The organism is Streptomyces sp. NWU339 (assembly GCF_003143855.1).
Classification (GTDB): Bacteria; Actinomycetota; Actinomycetes; order Streptomycetales; family Streptomycetaceae; genus Streptomyces.
Window position 1 is genome coordinate 12,262 of the sequence record NZ_QFRK01000044.1, and the last position, 12,908, is coordinate 25,169.

Below are 12,908 nucleotides of genomic sequence, written 5' to 3' on the forward strand. Positions count from 1 at the left end.
TGAGACTGTTCACCGGCGCGCCGCGCCGTCCGTCCCCGGGAGGCCGGCGATACCGGCGAGCCGCCGGTAGGAGTCCAGCAGGGCCGTACGGTCGTGGGTACTGGTGGTGACCAGGACCTCCTGGGCACCCGTCTCCTTCAGCACCCTCTCCAGTTCGTCGGCCACCTGCTCCTCGGTGCCGGCGATGTGGCCACTGAGCCCGGATTCGTACAGGCCGCGTTCCTTGGCCGTCATGAGGAGCGACTCGACGCGCTCGGCGGGCGGCAGCGGCGGGAAGGTGCCGCGGGTGCGGGAGTGCGCCATCGACCAGGCCTCCGGAATCAGCAGCCGACGGGCCCGCTCGGGCGTGTCGGCCACGGCGACCGTGCCGGAGATCACCACGTACGGCTCGCTCGTCCATGCGGACGGACGGAACCGCGCGCGGTAGTCGTCGATGCCGCGGCGCATCCGGTCGCGGCCGCGCAGGTCGCCGATGACCATCGGCAGGCCCGCGCGGGCGGCGATCGCCGCCCCCTCACCCATGGCGAGCACGAACGGGGGCACGGCCAGCCCCTCGGCCGGGCGGGCGCGCACCCCGGTGGGGGAGGTGCCGCGGAACCAGCCGAGCAGCTCGTCGATCTGGGCGCCGAAGTCCTCGGCGTCGTCCTTGTCGCGGCCCAGAGCCTTGCGCACCCCGTCGGTGAAGCCGACCGAGCGGCCCAGGCCCATGTCCACCCGCCCCGGGAAGAGTGACTCCAGCACCCCGAACTGCTCCGCCACGACGAGTGGTTGATGGTTGGGCAGCATGACCCCGCCGGTGCCCACGCGGATCGTCCCGGTCGCCGCGGCGACGGCGGCGGCCAGCACCGTCGGCGCGGAGCCGGCCACCCCGGGCACGCCGTGGTGCTCGGAGACCCAGAACCGGTGGTAGCCGAGCCGTTCCACCTCCTCCGCCAGCCGCACGGTGTCACGCAGCGCCTCGGGACCGGTGTGTCCCTCACGGATGCGGGAACGGTCGAGAACGGAGAAACGGGTGCGGGCGATCAGCGGGGTCACACCCGGTTCAACGCCTGGCCCGCCACCGCATTCCCCCGTCCGGGCCGGGCGGTGTGACCGACAGTGAAAAGCGCCCGCTCGCCGTGTTCGACCTGGACGACACCCTCGCCGACACCGCGCACCGAAAGCGGTTCCTGGAGCGCGGGCCGCGTGACCGGGACTCTTCTTCGCTGCCGCGCTGGTGCGCGAGAGCGCGCGGGATCGTCCACCTCACCGGACGCCCGGAGCGCTGCCGGCGCGACACGCTGGACCGGCTGACCGCCCACGGGCTGCCCGACGGGCCGGTCCGCATGCGCGGCGACGCCGACCGGCGGCCCGCCCGGTACACCAAGCCGGCGATGCCGCGCCGCCTCGCCCGCACCCGGAGATCCGGATGCTCGTGGACGACGACGAACCGGTCTGCGCGGACGTCCGACGGGCCGGGTTCGCCGTCGTGCACGCCCGCTGGACGGCCCCGCCGGGGGAGCCGGAGGCGGCGCAGGAGCGGGAGGGGGACCTGAGGCCCCCCTCCCGCAGGTACGTACCCGGGCCCTGCGCCTCCTCGCGTACCGCCCCCGTTCCGGCGCGGGGCCGTTCCCCTCCGGACCGGGCTCAGCCCGTCTCGTCCAGGCGGAAGCCGACCTTCAGGCCCACCTGCCAGTGCGCGATCCGGCCCTCCTCGATCTGGCCGCGCACCTGGGTCACCTCGAACCAGTCCAGGTTTCGCAGGGTCTGCGAGGCGCGCTCGATGCCGTTGCGGACGGCCTGGTCCACGCCGTCGGGCGAGGTGCCGAAGATCTCCGTGACCCGGTAGGTGTGGTTCGACATGCGGGTGCTCCTCTCGACGGCGGCTCCCACCGGTACGCGGGACGCCTCCTGATGTCGCACGTCACTCCACCGTGCCCCAGGCCGTGGCGTACCGCGAGACGTCGACCGTTCCGGTCCCCGATGCCCGCAGGCCCCGACCCCGCGACCCATCCATCGGTCCATACCGAAACACGGGGCACCCGTGCGAGTCCCCACGCGCGCCGCACGCCGGGCCCTTCGTCCTGTCCGCCGGACGGAAACAGGCCCCCCACGTCAACGCGCCATGCTCAGCGACAGCGCGAACCGCTCCTCCTCGTCCGTCCACCATCGGGCCAACTCCAGCCTCGCTGCCTCGAGTTCCTCCCGCACTCCCTCTTTGCGGAACTTCGCCGAGACCTCGGTGCGCAGTTCCTCGCCCGCGTCGAAGTCGACGACGAGACCGAGCGCGGGCACCTTCACCGTCTGCGCCCCGCGCGAGCGCAGCCGCATCTCGACCCACTCGCGCTCGGCGTCCCACACGGCCACGTGGTCGAAGGCGGCCGGATCGAAGTCGGCGCCCAACTCCCGGTTGATCACGGTCAGGACGTTCTTGTTGAAGGCGGCCGTCACCCCGGCCGCGTCGTCGTACGCCCGGACCAGTACCTTCTCGTCCTTGACCAGGTCCGTGCCCAGCAGCAGCGCGTCCCCCGGGGCGAGCAGCGCGCGGACGGAGGCCAGGAACGCGGCCCGCTCGGCGGGCAGCAGATTGCCGATCGTGCCCCCGAGGAACGCCACGAGGCGCGGACCCGGGGTGTCGGGCAGCGTCATCCGGCCGGTGAAGTCGGCGATCAGCGCGTGCACGGCCAGGCCCGGCCGCTCGGCGACGAGCGCCTGCCCCGCCCGGGTCAGGGCGCTCTCACTGACGTCGACGGGGACGTAGGTGTGCAGTCCGGTCAGGGCGTCGATCAGGTGGCGGGTCTTCTCCGAGGAACCGGAGCCCAGTTCGATCAGGGTGCGGGCACCGGCCGCCGCGGCGATCTCACCGGAGCGGGCGAGCAGGATCTCGCGTTCGGCCCGCGTCGGGTAGTACTCGGGCAGCTCGGTGATCTCTTCGAACAGCTCGCTGCCGTACGCGTCGTAGAACCACTTCGGCGGCAGTGTCCTCGGCCTGCCGGTCAGGCCCCGGAGGACGTCGGCGCGCAGGGCCGCGTCGGTGGCGTCCTCGGGCAGGGTGCGGGTGAGCAGGAACGGACTCACGTGCGGAGCTCCTTCAGGGGTGCCGATGGGTCGGTGGGTGCCAGGGCCTCGCCCGGCTCCTCGATCGGGGTGAGCAGCACGTCGGTGCGGCTCGCCGCCAGCAGCGTGCGGTCGGGGACCTCGCGCCAGTGCGGATCGTCGTCGTAGGGCTCCGAGGCGACGACGGTGCCGCCGCCCGGCCGGGCGAGGTACCACAAGGTGTCGCCCCACGCGGTCGCGGTGACGGTGTCGCCCTGGGTGAGCAGCAGGTTGAGCCGGGAGCCGGGGGCCGCCGCGGCGACCTCCAGCACGGTGTCGGCCAGCGCCTGCCCCTCGGGATCCCCGGCTCGCAGCCGGGCGAGCACGAGGGCCCACACGAACGCGGAGTCGCTGCGGGCCTCCAGCGACAGCACGTCCTCGGCGGGCAGGGACCCGGCGAGCGGCGCGAGCGCGCCCGGCCAGCCCCGTACGGCGCCGTTGTGGCTGAACAGCCAGGCCCCCGCGGCGAACGGGGCCGCAGCGGCCTCACCGTCCGCGCCCGACAGGGTCGCGTCCCGTACGGCGGCGAGCAGCGCCGGGGTGCGGACGACCCGGGCCAGATCGGCGAACGACAGGTCCGCCCAGATGGGTCCGGCCCTGCGGTACCGGGCCGGCACCGGGTCTCCCGGCGCGTACCAGCCCACGCCGAAACCATCGGCGTTGACCGTTCCGTACCGCTGGCGCCGGGGTGCCCACGACTGGCGGTACAGCCCGTGCGGCGGGCCCACGAGGAGTCGGCCGAGCGGTTCCTCGGGGCCCACGTACGCGATGTGACGGCACATCAGACGCTCTCCGAGCGTGCCGTGCGGAAGCCGGAGAAGATCTGCCGTCGGACGGGGTGGTCCCAGTTGCGGAACGTGCCCCGGCAGGCCACCGCGTCCACCGCGAACGAACCGCCGCGCAACACCTTGTACTCGGTTCCGAAGAACACCTCCGAGTACTCCTTGTACGGGAACGCCCTGAACCCCGGGTACGGCAGGAAGTCGCTCGACGTCCACTCCCACACGTCACCGATCAACTGGCGTACCCCGAGCGGCGACTCACCGGCCGGATAGCTCCCTGCGGGCGCGGGACGCAGGTGCCGCTGGCCGAGATTGGCGTGCTGCGGTCCGGGCTCGGCGTCGCCCCAGGGATAGCGCGCCGAGCGGTCGCCGGCCGGGTCGTGGCGGGCGGCCTTCTCCCACTCGGCCTCGGTGGGCAGCCGGCGCCCGGCCCAGCGCGCGTACGCGTCGGCCTCGTACCAGCACACGTGCAGCACGGGCTCGTCGGGCGGTACGACCTCGGTGACACCGAAGCGGCGCCGTAGCCACCGTCCCGCGCCGAAGGTGCCGTCCCGGTGCCAGAACAGCGGGGCGGTGACGGAGTTCCGGCGGATGTGGGCCCAGCCCTCCGCGGTCCACCAGCGCGGGTCGTCGTAGCCGCCGTCCTCGATGAACGCCTGGTAGGCGGCGTTCGTCACCGGGGTGGTGTCGATGTGGAACGGCGCCACCTCGCGCCGGTGCGCGGGGCGTTCGTTGTCCAGGGCCCACGGCTCGTCGGAGGTGCCCATGGTGAACGGGCCGCCGGGAACCAGCACTTCGGACGGACCGGTGAACAGCGGCACCGGCTCCGGGTCCGGAGCGGTCAGAGCCTGCGGCCCCTTGCGCAACTGATGGGTGATCAGCATCGTCTCGTCGTGCTGCTGTTCGTGCTGAGCGATCATCCCGAAGGCGAAACCCGCCTCCGTCAGCCGCTCGCCGTGGAACGCGGTGCCCTCCAGCACGTCCAGCGCCCGGCCGCGCACGTCCGAGGCGTAGCGGCGGGCCTCCTCGGGAGGCAGCAGCGGCAGCCGCGGCCGCTCGGCACGTGGGTGCTCGAAGGCGTCGTAGACACTGTCGATCTCGGGTCGTATCGCCTCCTGCCCGGCGACGGCCCGCAACAGCCACTGCTCCTCCTGGTTGCCGATGTGGGCGAGGTCCCACACCAGGGGCGACATCAGCGGAGAGTGCTGTGCGGTCAGCTCGGGTTCGTCGACGCAGCTGGTCAGCAGGGTGGTCCGGTCGCGTGCGGTGACCAGCGCGGCGACCGCGCGCTCGCGCAGGGCCTCGGCGTCGAGGGCGGGGTCGGTCATGAGCGGGTGTCCTTCCCGTGCGGAGGCGCTCCGTGCGTGTGCGGGTGCGTGCGCGAGCCGGACACGGCGGTGCCGTCGACGCGGGCGGCGACGCCGACGCGCAGGGTGTCGAGCAGTTCGTCGGCGGGGCAGCGGCCCCGGGCGACATAGCGGTCCCGGTACGCCGCCACCGCGTCCACGACCTCGGTCGTGGCGCCCAGCCGGGGCAGCGCCCGCAGCGCCGCGGCGAAGCAGACGGCGGCCACCTCGCGCAGCTCCGGATCAGCCAGGCCGCCACGGGCCGCGTCCCGCCACAGCGGATTGTGCGGCGCCGGCATCCCGTGGGCCCGTTCGGCCAGCGGCTTCACCGCCCGGTAGGCGGTCTCGGCGGCCTCCGGATCGTCGAACAGCGCCGTCGTCACGGCCAGCGGCACGATCCAGCCGTCGTCACCGGGCTGGGCGTCGATCATCCGCAGCTCCAGGTGACCGCGCGGCCTGACCGGCGGAAACAGCGTCGTCACGTGGTAGTCGAGATCGTCCCGGGTCGGCGCCCTGGGCGCCCTGGACCTGGTCCACTCACGGAAGCTCAGCCCCTCCGGCACGTCCCACGGGCCGCCGTCGCGTCGTACGCACATCACCGGCGCGTCCAGGACGTGGCGGGCCCAGGCCGCGCGCGGATCGGAGTCCAGCACGGGGCCGCCCGCGCGACCGGTGCCGATCTGCGCCCAGCGCAGCTGCCGGGTGGACAGCCAGCCGGTCGGCCGGTGACCGGCCAGCGGGGAGTTGGCGAACGCGGCGAGCAGGACCGCGCCGAGTTGGTGTGCCAGCCACCAGCGCCGCACATGACCGAGGGGGCCGGGCTCCTCGTACCCGGCGTCCAGGCACACCTGCACGGACGCGGAGGTGCACATCATGGCGCGGCCGGCGGGGCCGGTGCGGTCGAGGCAGGCCTCCATGGCGTCGTAGCGCGGTTCGCGCAGGAACCGGCGTGGTGTGTGCCAGGGATCGTGGCCGAGGCCGACGAGAGTGAGATCGTCCTCGCGCAGTACCGCGCGGACGGCGTCGAGGTCGGCGCGGACGGTGTCGACGCACTCCATGAGGGAGGCGGCGGGCGGCGAGCTGAGCTCCAGCTGGCCGCCGGGTTCGACGGTGAGCGCCGAACTCAGGGGCACGGTCCGCAGTGCGGCGTAGGCCGCTTCGAGTCGTTCGGATGTCACGGGGAGCTGCGGGGCACGCAGCTCGTGGACGAGCCATTCCACCTCGACTCCGAGGCGGCGCGGCGGTCCGGTCTTGAAGCAGATGCCGCGGACCAGCGCATCCACCTCGGCTTCGGTGACGGCGGGGCGTGGCTCGGTATGGCCACGTGCCGAATCGGCCATGTGGGGATCCTCCTGAGATACCTCCATGTCGCCGGCCGGGGCCCTTCGGTCCCGTCCGGCTTCAACTCGTCCACCCAAAACCCTCGCGACGCTCGGCACAAGGGCGCCCGGTGGGGCGTTCCGGGTGCGGGAAAACTCCGTTGCATCGCCTCACCAGCATCGCTCACGATGCTCGTACGGGCACGACGGGGGAGATCACGGGGGAGCCGGTGGGGATGTCGGAGAGGGGAGCCGCGGGGCGCGCGGTCACGGAGCGTACGGGGGTCGTGGCGTGAGCGCGCGTCTGCGCGGCATCGCGCGCGAGACCGAGCAGATCGTGGCGGCCGGGACCTACCGTGCTCCGAGCGGCCGCGCGGTGCGCCTCGCGGCGGCCGTCCGGGCCGCCCGGGACGGGACCCGGATGTACGGGCCGGAGCCGGTGCGGGTTTCGGAGTGGTCCTTCCCGGTCGGGACTCGGATCGAGGTCACCGGGGAGAGCAGCCTGGAGGCCGCGCGCCAGCTCGCGGGAGACGCGGAGCCGGGCGGACCGCGTCGGGAGCCGGCGGTGCTGAACTTCGCCTCCGCGATCCCCCAAGCTCTCAGCTTCGTTCGAGCAGGGAGGTACCCCCATCCCCGGCGGCGGCTACCTCAACGGAGCGCAGGCTCAGGAGGAGGCGCTGTGCCGTGCCTCCGCGCTCCACACCTGCCTGCTGCGAGCCGCCGAGTACTACGACCACCACCGGAACCACCGTGACCCGTTCTACTCCGACCGGGTGATCCACTCGCCCGCGGTGCCCGTCTTCCGCGACGACCGCGGCCGGCTCCTCGAGGAGCCGTTCCAGGCGGGCTTCCTCACCTCGCCCGCGCCGAACGCGGGCGTCATCCGCCGGACGGCGCCGGAGCGCGTGGGCGAGGTGCCCGGCGCCCTGGCCGTCCGGGCGGAGCGGGTGCTGGAGACCGCCGTGGCGGGCGGCTACCGGCGGCTGGTGCTGGGCGCCTGGGGCTGCGGGGTCTTCCGCAACGACCCCGCGCAGGTGGCGGCCGCGTTCCGGGCGCTGCTGGAGCCGGGCGGCCGGTTCGCGGGGGTGTTCGAGCACGTGGTGTTCGGGATCCTGGACCGCACGCGCGAGGGCGCGACCCGCATGGCCTTCGAGCGGACGTTCGCGGATCTGGTGGCGGACACGGCGGCGGTCAGCTCCAGCCGTACCGTTCCCGCAGCCGGTGACGCACCAGATTGAACCGCATCCGGTCCAGGGCACAGGCCTCGCGGCGCATGCCGTCCTCGTGCAGCCGCAGCACCCGGTCGACGGCGACCCAGGAATCCCGGCCCGACCGGTCCCACGGCCCGCTGCCGATCGGCACCCAGTCCCGGTCCCCGTCGCGCCGCCTGCTCGACAACTGCACGGCGAGGACGGTTCCGGCTGCCTCACGCGCGACGACGAGCACCGGACGGTCCTTGCCCCGGCCGTCGTTCTCCTCATAGGGCACCCAGGTCCAGACGATCTCCCCGGGATCGGGGTCACCGTCGTGCGCGGGCGAGTATTCCGTGCGCACCCGGCCCACATCGCCGGGCTCGGCCTCGGTGGTGGCGGTGGGGCCGAAGCGCCCCGGGGCTTCCTCAGTGCTGTACTCGGTCACGGGCGTACCGTACGGGATGCCCCAGGGCCATGATCAACCGCCGTGCGGCACCGGGCCGGTGGTCCGGTGGCCCGGTTGTCTCAGGTGGTCGACGCGGTGCCGCGCACGCCCAGGCCCATGAGTTCCCGCCCCGAGACCATGCCGGCCTCGATCCGTACGAACACCCCGTCCCGCATCGGCATCCAGGAGTCGGGACCGCTTCGCAGCAGCCGCTCGTGCTCGGCGGGGTCAGTCACCACGGCGGCCCGGCCGGTGATCACCACGCTCCAGCCGGCCCGTGTCCCGGCCTGGAAGTCGTCGGCCTCGAAGGCCACCACGACGCCGTCGATCGCGCGCACCAGGTCGGAGTCCCGCGAGGTGCACAGCAGCACGGAGGAGTCCGTGTCCAGGGAGAAGTTGACCGGGAGGACGGCGGGCAGCGCCTGCCGGGTGTACACGACGCGACCCACCGGCACCTTCGCCAGCAGACGCAGGCACTCCTGGCGGTCGAGTGCGCGGAAGCCATCGCTCTGGAACATCAGTCCATCGTCGGCGGCGGAAGCCACCAGGACCAGGGCCGGACGGCCCTGATGAGCAACCGATGCTTGAAAACGGTCCCGGTGGGTACCCCGGGGGCCGGTGGGGTCCGGCAGGGACGGCCGGGCCCTGCCGTATGGCGACGGACGCCGGGCGAGGGGCGCTTTCCACCGGTGACACTGAGCGTATGGCCCGTACCCCCGCCCCTCCCGGTTCTCCCGCCTCCCCGCAGCCCGTGCCCGCCGAGCTCCGTCCCTATCTGGCGGAACAGGTCCACCGCATCCGCACCGTCTGCGGCCCTCACCTGGTGAGCGTCCTCGCGATCGGTTCGGTCGCCCTCGGCGACTACCTGCACGGGCGCAGTGACGTCGACATCATGGTCGTGGTGGACCCGTCCCTGCCCGGCCGGGCGCTGCACGAGCTGGCCGGGGCACTCAGCCGCTCCGCGCTGCCGTGTCCCGCGGCCGGGCTGGAACTGGTCGTCCACGCCTCCGACACCGCCGCCGGGACGGGGGAGGACGGGGCCGGTTACCTGCTGGACCTCAACACCGGCGCGGAGCTGCCGGAGAAGGTGAGTTTCGACCCGGGGGAGTCCGCGGACTTCTGGTTACGTCATCGACCGCTCCATCGCCTCCCGGGCCGGACGTCCGCTGTTCGGCAGGGCGGCCCGGGAGGCGGTCGCCGAGCCGCCCCGCGCCGCACTGCTCACCGCGCTGCGGGCCTCCGTCCGTGAACACGCCGACGGCGAGGGCCACCTGGCGGACAACAGGGTGCTCAACGGCTGCCGCTCCCTGGTGTTCTGCCGCACCGGCCAGTGGCTTCCCAAGCGCGGGGCGGCGGAGGCGGTCGCCGACTCCGAGGCCGCCTTCCGGCCCCTCGTCGAGGCCGCGCTGCACAGCTTCGAACGTCCCCGTGGGGCCGCGCTCCCGCTGCCCGCCGCCGACGTGCGCCGCTTCCTGGACCGTGTGGCCACCCGCGTCGACGAGGCCACGCAGGCTCCGTGGGCGACAGGGCGTCGAGGGCACCTCGACGACGGCCCACGGAGCTGCCTATGATCCCTGTGCGGCATCGCGTGTCGGTCACCGGCAGGGTGAGGCATGGAGGCGCCGCGGATGCCCGTGGAGGCATTGAAACCGTGTCAGTCGAGTTCAACCACACCATCGTCCTGACCCGCGACCGGGAGAAGTCCGCCCGTTTCCTCGCCCGGATCCTGGGGCTGGAGGTCGGCGAACCGGCCGGAATGTTCCTGCCCGTGACGACGGCCAACGGCGTCACGCTGGACTTCGCGACCATCGACGCCGACATTCCCGTGCAGCACTACGCCTTCCTCGTCTCCGAGGACGAGTTCGGCCCGATCCTCGGCCGGCTCGTGGACGCCGGGGTCCCCATCCAGGCAGATCCGCACGGTCGGCACCCACGCCGGATCAACCGCAACGACGGCGGACGCGGCGTGTACTTCCCCGACCCGGCCGGACACGGCCTGGAAGTGATCACCCGTCCCTACGGCAGCGACCCGGCGTCGCCGCTGAACGGCGTCACGGAGGAAGTCCCCGGAGCGCTCTGAGCACAGGACAGGCCGGGGTGGGCGGGTACGCGAGCCGCCTCACCCGCCCCGGCCGCGGTTCCCGCCGGTGGGACCCGGCGGAGTCAGCGCCGGTACAACCCCACCAGGGTGCCGTCGGCGATCCGAGCCCTGTCCACCGCCTCGTGCACCTGCTCCGCGCGGGGCGCGTCGGGCAGCACACACGGCTCGGCCAGGGCGTAGAGCCGGAAGACGTAGTGGTGCGCGTCGTCCCCGGGCGGCGGATGCGGCCCACCCCAGCCGCGCTCCCCGTAACCGTTGACCAGCGCGGTGCCCCGCGGCGGACTCTGCCCCGCGCCGACGCCGCCGCTGTGCGGGTCGATGCCCACGACGATCCAGTGCACGAACGTCCCCGACGGCGCGTCGGGGTCCTCGCACAGCAGGACCAGCTCCGCCGCGTCGTCCGGCACACCGCTCCAGGCCAGCGGCGGCGAGACGTTCGCCGCCTCGTACGCGTGCCGCCGCGCGATGAACGTGTGGTCGTTGAAGGCGTCACTGCCGATGTCGATACCGGTCATGTGCCCCGGGGTACCCCCTCGTCCCCCGGGCATGCGACCCCGTACCGGCGTGGGAGGTTCGTCGGGCGGAGCGTGCTTCGGACCACCCGCGAGGGGGTACGCGGGAGCCGCACCGGGGCAGCCGTCCCCGGTGGGGAGACCGGTGCGGAGAGGGGCGTCCGTCATGCTGTTCCGTGATCGGCGGGAAGCCGGCCGGGAACTCGCCGAGAGGCTGCGCGGGATGCAGGGCGACGGCGCGCTGCCCGAGGCCGTCGTCCTTGCCCTGCCCCGCGGTGGCATCCCCGTGGCCCACGAGGTCGCCGAGATGCTCGAGGCGCCGCTCGACGTACTCGTCGTCCGGAAGATCGGCGCCCCCTTCCACCAGGAGGTCGGCGTCGGTGCGATGGCCGGTGACGAGGTGCCCCTGTTCGATCCGTCGACCCTGCGGGCGCTGGGCCTGAGCGAGACCGATCTCGATTCCGTGGTCGAGCGGGAGCGCGTCGAACTGCGACGCCGTGAACAGCTCTACCGCCAGGGCCGGCCCGCCCCCGAGCTGCGGGGACGTACCGTGATCGTCGTCGACGACGGTCTGGCGACCGGTTCCACGGCCCGCGCCGCGCTCCGGTTCGTACGGCGTCAGGCACCCGCCCGGGTCGTGCTGGCCGTCCCGGTCGGCTCCCCGGAGAGTGTCGAACGGATGCGTGCCGAGGCCGACGAGGTGGTCTGTCCGCACCGGCCCGCCGGCTTCATGGCCGTGGGCGAGTGGTACGCGGACTTCGACCAGCTGACGGATGAGGACGTGCTGACGGCGCTGCACCGGCGCCAGGGGGCATCCGGTTCGTAGGCGCGACTCGGACGCCGTCGTCTGCTCGCGCCCGCTCGCGTCTGCTCGGACGACGGCATCGGTTCAGACGACGTCGTCCGCGCGGAGGGCGTCGATGTCGGCGGGGGAGTGGCCCAGTTCGGTGAGGATCGCCTCCGTGTGTTCGCCGACGGCCGGTACCGGGTCCATGCGGGGTGGCAGGCCCGCGAGGTCGGCCGGCGGAAGCAGGGCCTGAACGGTCGCTCCGGGCACGGCCACCTCGCGCCAGCGGTCGCGGGCGGCGAGGACCGGGTGGTCGAGGAAGGCGGCGACGTCGTTGACCCCGGCGCAGGCGATGCCGGCGGCCTCCAGCTCCTCCAGCAGTTCCCCGGCGTCGGAGCGGGCGCAGCGCTCGGCGATGACGGCGTTGAGTTCCTCGCGGTGCGCCACCCGGGCGGAGCCGGTGACGAAGCGGGGATCCTCGGCCAGCTCGGGGCGACCCAGGAACTCAACGCACAGGGCCGTCCACTCGCGCTCGTTCTGGATGGAGAACAGCACCTCGCGCCCGTCTGCGGCCGGATACGTCCCGTACGGGGCGATCGTGGCGTGCTGGGTGCCCAGCCGCGGGGGCTGGGTGCCGCCGTGGCGGGTGTAGTAGGCGGGCTGGCCCATCCACTCGGCGAGCGCCTCGAACAGCGACACCTCCACGGGGTGGACGGTGCCGGTGGTCGCGCGGGTGTACAGCGCGGTGAGGACACCGCTGTACGCGTACATCCCGGCGGCGATGTCGGCCACCGAGATACCGGTCCGGGCGGTGCCGTCCGGTGTTCCGGTCAGCGACACCAGGCCCGTCTGGCACTGCACCAGCAGGTCGTACGCCTTGCGGTCGGCCCAGGGGCCGGTCGTGCCGTAGCCGGAGATGGTGCAGGGGATCAGCCGGGGGTGGCGCCGGGCGAGCTCGTCGGTGCCCAGGCCGAGCCGGCCCGCCGCGCCCGGCGCCAGGTTCTGCACGAACACGTCGGCACCGGCGAGGAGTTGGTGCAGGATCTCCCGGCCCCGCGGATCCTTGAGGTTCAGCGTGAGGGAGTCCTTGGAGCGGTTGAGCCACACGAAGTAGCTGGAGTGGCCGTGGACGGTGGTGTCGTAGCGACGGGCGAAGTCTCCCTCGCCCGGCCGCTCCACCTTGATCACACGAGCGCCGAGGTCGGCGAGCTGACGGGTTGCGTACGGCGCGGCCACGGCCTGTTCCAGACTGACCACTGTGACCCCGGACAGGGGATGTCTCTGCACGTCCACGCCTTCCGCTCACCTCCCCGATTAGTACGGCCGGGGCGAGCGGCCTGTCAACGGT

General features: G+C 73.4%; 15 protein-coding genes and 1 pseudogene. 6 read left to right on the forward strand and 10 right to left on the reverse strand.

Going from position 1 to position 12,908, the window contains the following annotated elements:
* Nucleotides 1-9: 9 nt before the first annotated feature.
* Nucleotides 10-1,035, reverse strand: coding sequence for an LLM class flavin-dependent oxidoreductase (locus DIZ27_RS34180; protein ID WP_109382295.1), 1,026 nt, complete (start codon nucleotides 1,033-1,035; stop codon nucleotides 10-12).
* A 53-nt stretch (nucleotides 1,036-1,088) separates the two neighbouring features.
* Here DIZ27_RS34180 and DIZ27_RS34185 point away from each other — a divergent pair, with 53 nt between their 5' ends.
* Nucleotides 1,089-1,535 carry a hypothetical protein gene (locus DIZ27_RS34185; protein ID WP_375232036.1) on the forward strand — a complete coding sequence of 149 codons (447 nt, stop codon included), beginning with the start codon at nucleotides 1,089-1,091 and terminating at the stop codon, nucleotides 1,533-1,535.
* A 91-nt stretch (nucleotides 1,536-1,626) separates the two neighbouring features.
* On the opposite strand, the gene DIZ27_RS34190 is transcribed toward DIZ27_RS34185, so the two are convergent.
* The 5 genes from DIZ27_RS34190 to egtA all read right to left on the reverse strand — a co-directional run bounded on the left by DIZ27_RS34190 (nucleotide 1,627) and on the right by egtA (nucleotide 6,543).
* The gene (locus DIZ27_RS34190; protein ID WP_109382325.1) at nucleotides 1,627-1,842 is read right to left on the reverse strand and encodes a dodecin; all 216 of its coding nucleotides are present in this window, start codon (nucleotides 1,840-1,842) and stop codon (nucleotides 1,627-1,629) included.
* 252 nt (nucleotides 1,843-2,094) lie between these two features.
* Entirely contained in the window at nucleotides 2,095-3,057 is a 963-nt protein-coding gene (egtD, locus tag DIZ27_RS34195; protein WP_109382296.1) for an L-histidine N(alpha)-methyltransferase, read from the reverse strand.
* Nucleotides 3,054-3,857, reverse strand: coding sequence for an ergothioneine biosynthesis protein EgtC (gene egtC / locus DIZ27_RS34200; RefSeq protein WP_109382297.1), 804 nt, complete (start codon nucleotides 3,855-3,857; stop codon nucleotides 3,054-3,056). The genes egtD and egtC overlap by 4 nt, the downstream gene beginning before the upstream one ends.
* Nucleotides 3,857-5,185 carry an ergothioneine biosynthesis protein EgtB gene (gene egtB, locus DIZ27_RS34205; protein WP_109382298.1) on the reverse strand — a complete coding sequence of 443 codons (1,329 nt, stop codon included), beginning with the start codon at nucleotides 5,183-5,185 and terminating at the stop codon, nucleotides 3,857-3,859. The genes egtC and egtB overlap by 1 nt, the downstream gene beginning before the upstream one ends.
* Nucleotides 5,182-6,543: an ergothioneine biosynthesis glutamate--cysteine ligase EgtA gene (gene egtA, locus DIZ27_RS34210; RefSeq protein ID WP_258308670.1), complete on the reverse strand. Its 1,362-nt coding sequence runs from the start codon at nucleotides 6,541-6,543 to the stop codon at nucleotides 5,182-5,184. The genes egtB and egtA overlap by 4 nt, the downstream gene beginning before the upstream one ends.
* 271 nt (nucleotides 6,544-6,814) lie before the next feature.
* Between egtA and DIZ27_RS34215 the strand changes: the two are divergent.
* Nucleotides 6,815-7,760, forward strand: a pseudogene (locus DIZ27_RS34215) (TIGR02452 family protein).
* Here DIZ27_RS34215 and DIZ27_RS34220 read toward each other — a convergent pair.
* Nucleotides 7,714-8,160 carry a type II toxin-antitoxin system PemK/MazF family toxin gene (locus DIZ27_RS34220; protein ID WP_109382299.1) on the reverse strand — a complete coding sequence of 149 codons (447 nt, stop codon included), beginning with the start codon at nucleotides 8,158-8,160 and terminating at the stop codon, nucleotides 7,714-7,716. The pseudogene DIZ27_RS34215 and the gene DIZ27_RS34220 overlap by 47 nt on opposite strands.
* 80 nt (nucleotides 8,161-8,240) lie before the next feature.
* Nucleotides 8,241-8,678, reverse strand: coding sequence for a pyridoxamine 5'-phosphate oxidase family protein (locus tag DIZ27_RS34225; protein ID WP_109382300.1), 438 nt, complete (start codon nucleotides 8,676-8,678; stop codon nucleotides 8,241-8,243).
* Nucleotides 8,679-8,863: 185 nt separating this feature from the next.
* On the opposite strand from DIZ27_RS34225, the gene DIZ27_RS47710 reads away from it, so the two are divergent.
* The 3 genes from DIZ27_RS47710 (at nucleotide 8,864) to DIZ27_RS34235 (ending at nucleotide 10,240) form a co-directional block, all read left to right on the forward strand.
* Nucleotides 8,864-9,409 carry a nucleotidyltransferase domain-containing protein gene (locus tag DIZ27_RS47710; RefSeq protein ID WP_258308671.1) on the forward strand — a complete coding sequence of 182 codons (546 nt, stop codon included), beginning with the start codon at nucleotides 8,864-8,866 and terminating at the stop codon, nucleotides 9,407-9,409.
* Nucleotides 9,390-9,731 (forward strand): DUF4111 domain-containing protein, encoded by a 342-nt coding sequence (locus DIZ27_RS47715; protein WP_258308674.1) that lies wholly within the window; start codon nucleotides 9,390-9,392, stop codon nucleotides 9,729-9,731. Before DIZ27_RS47710 ends, DIZ27_RS47715 begins: the two co-directional genes overlap by 20 nt.
* A gap of 80 nt (nucleotides 9,732-9,811) precedes the next feature.
* Nucleotides 9,812-10,240 (forward strand): VOC family protein, encoded by a 429-nt coding sequence (locus DIZ27_RS34235; RefSeq protein ID WP_109382301.1) that lies wholly within the window; start codon nucleotides 9,812-9,814, stop codon nucleotides 10,238-10,240.
* Between the two features lie 83 nt (nucleotides 10,241-10,323).
* Here DIZ27_RS34235 and DIZ27_RS34240 read toward each other — a convergent pair whose 3' ends face one another.
* A complete protein-coding gene (locus tag DIZ27_RS34240) occupies nucleotides 10,324-10,776 on the reverse strand; it encodes a YbhB/YbcL family Raf kinase inhibitor-like protein (protein ID WP_109382302.1) in 453 nt (150 codons plus the stop codon).
* 163 nt (nucleotides 10,777-10,939) lie between these two features.
* Between DIZ27_RS34240 and DIZ27_RS34245 the strand changes: the two genes are divergently transcribed.
* Entirely contained in the window at nucleotides 10,940-11,599 is a 660-nt protein-coding gene (locus DIZ27_RS34245) for a phosphoribosyltransferase (RefSeq protein ID WP_109382303.1), read from the forward strand.
* Between the two features lie 63 nt (nucleotides 11,600-11,662).
* On the opposite strand, the gene DIZ27_RS34250 is transcribed toward DIZ27_RS34245, so the two are convergent.
* On the reverse strand, nucleotides 11,663-12,853 hold the full coding sequence (locus tag DIZ27_RS34250) for a CaiB/BaiF CoA-transferase family protein (protein ID WP_109382304.1): 1,191 nt from the start codon (nucleotides 12,851-12,853) through the stop codon (nucleotides 11,663-11,665).
* Nucleotides 12,854-12,908: the final 55 nt, after the last annotated feature.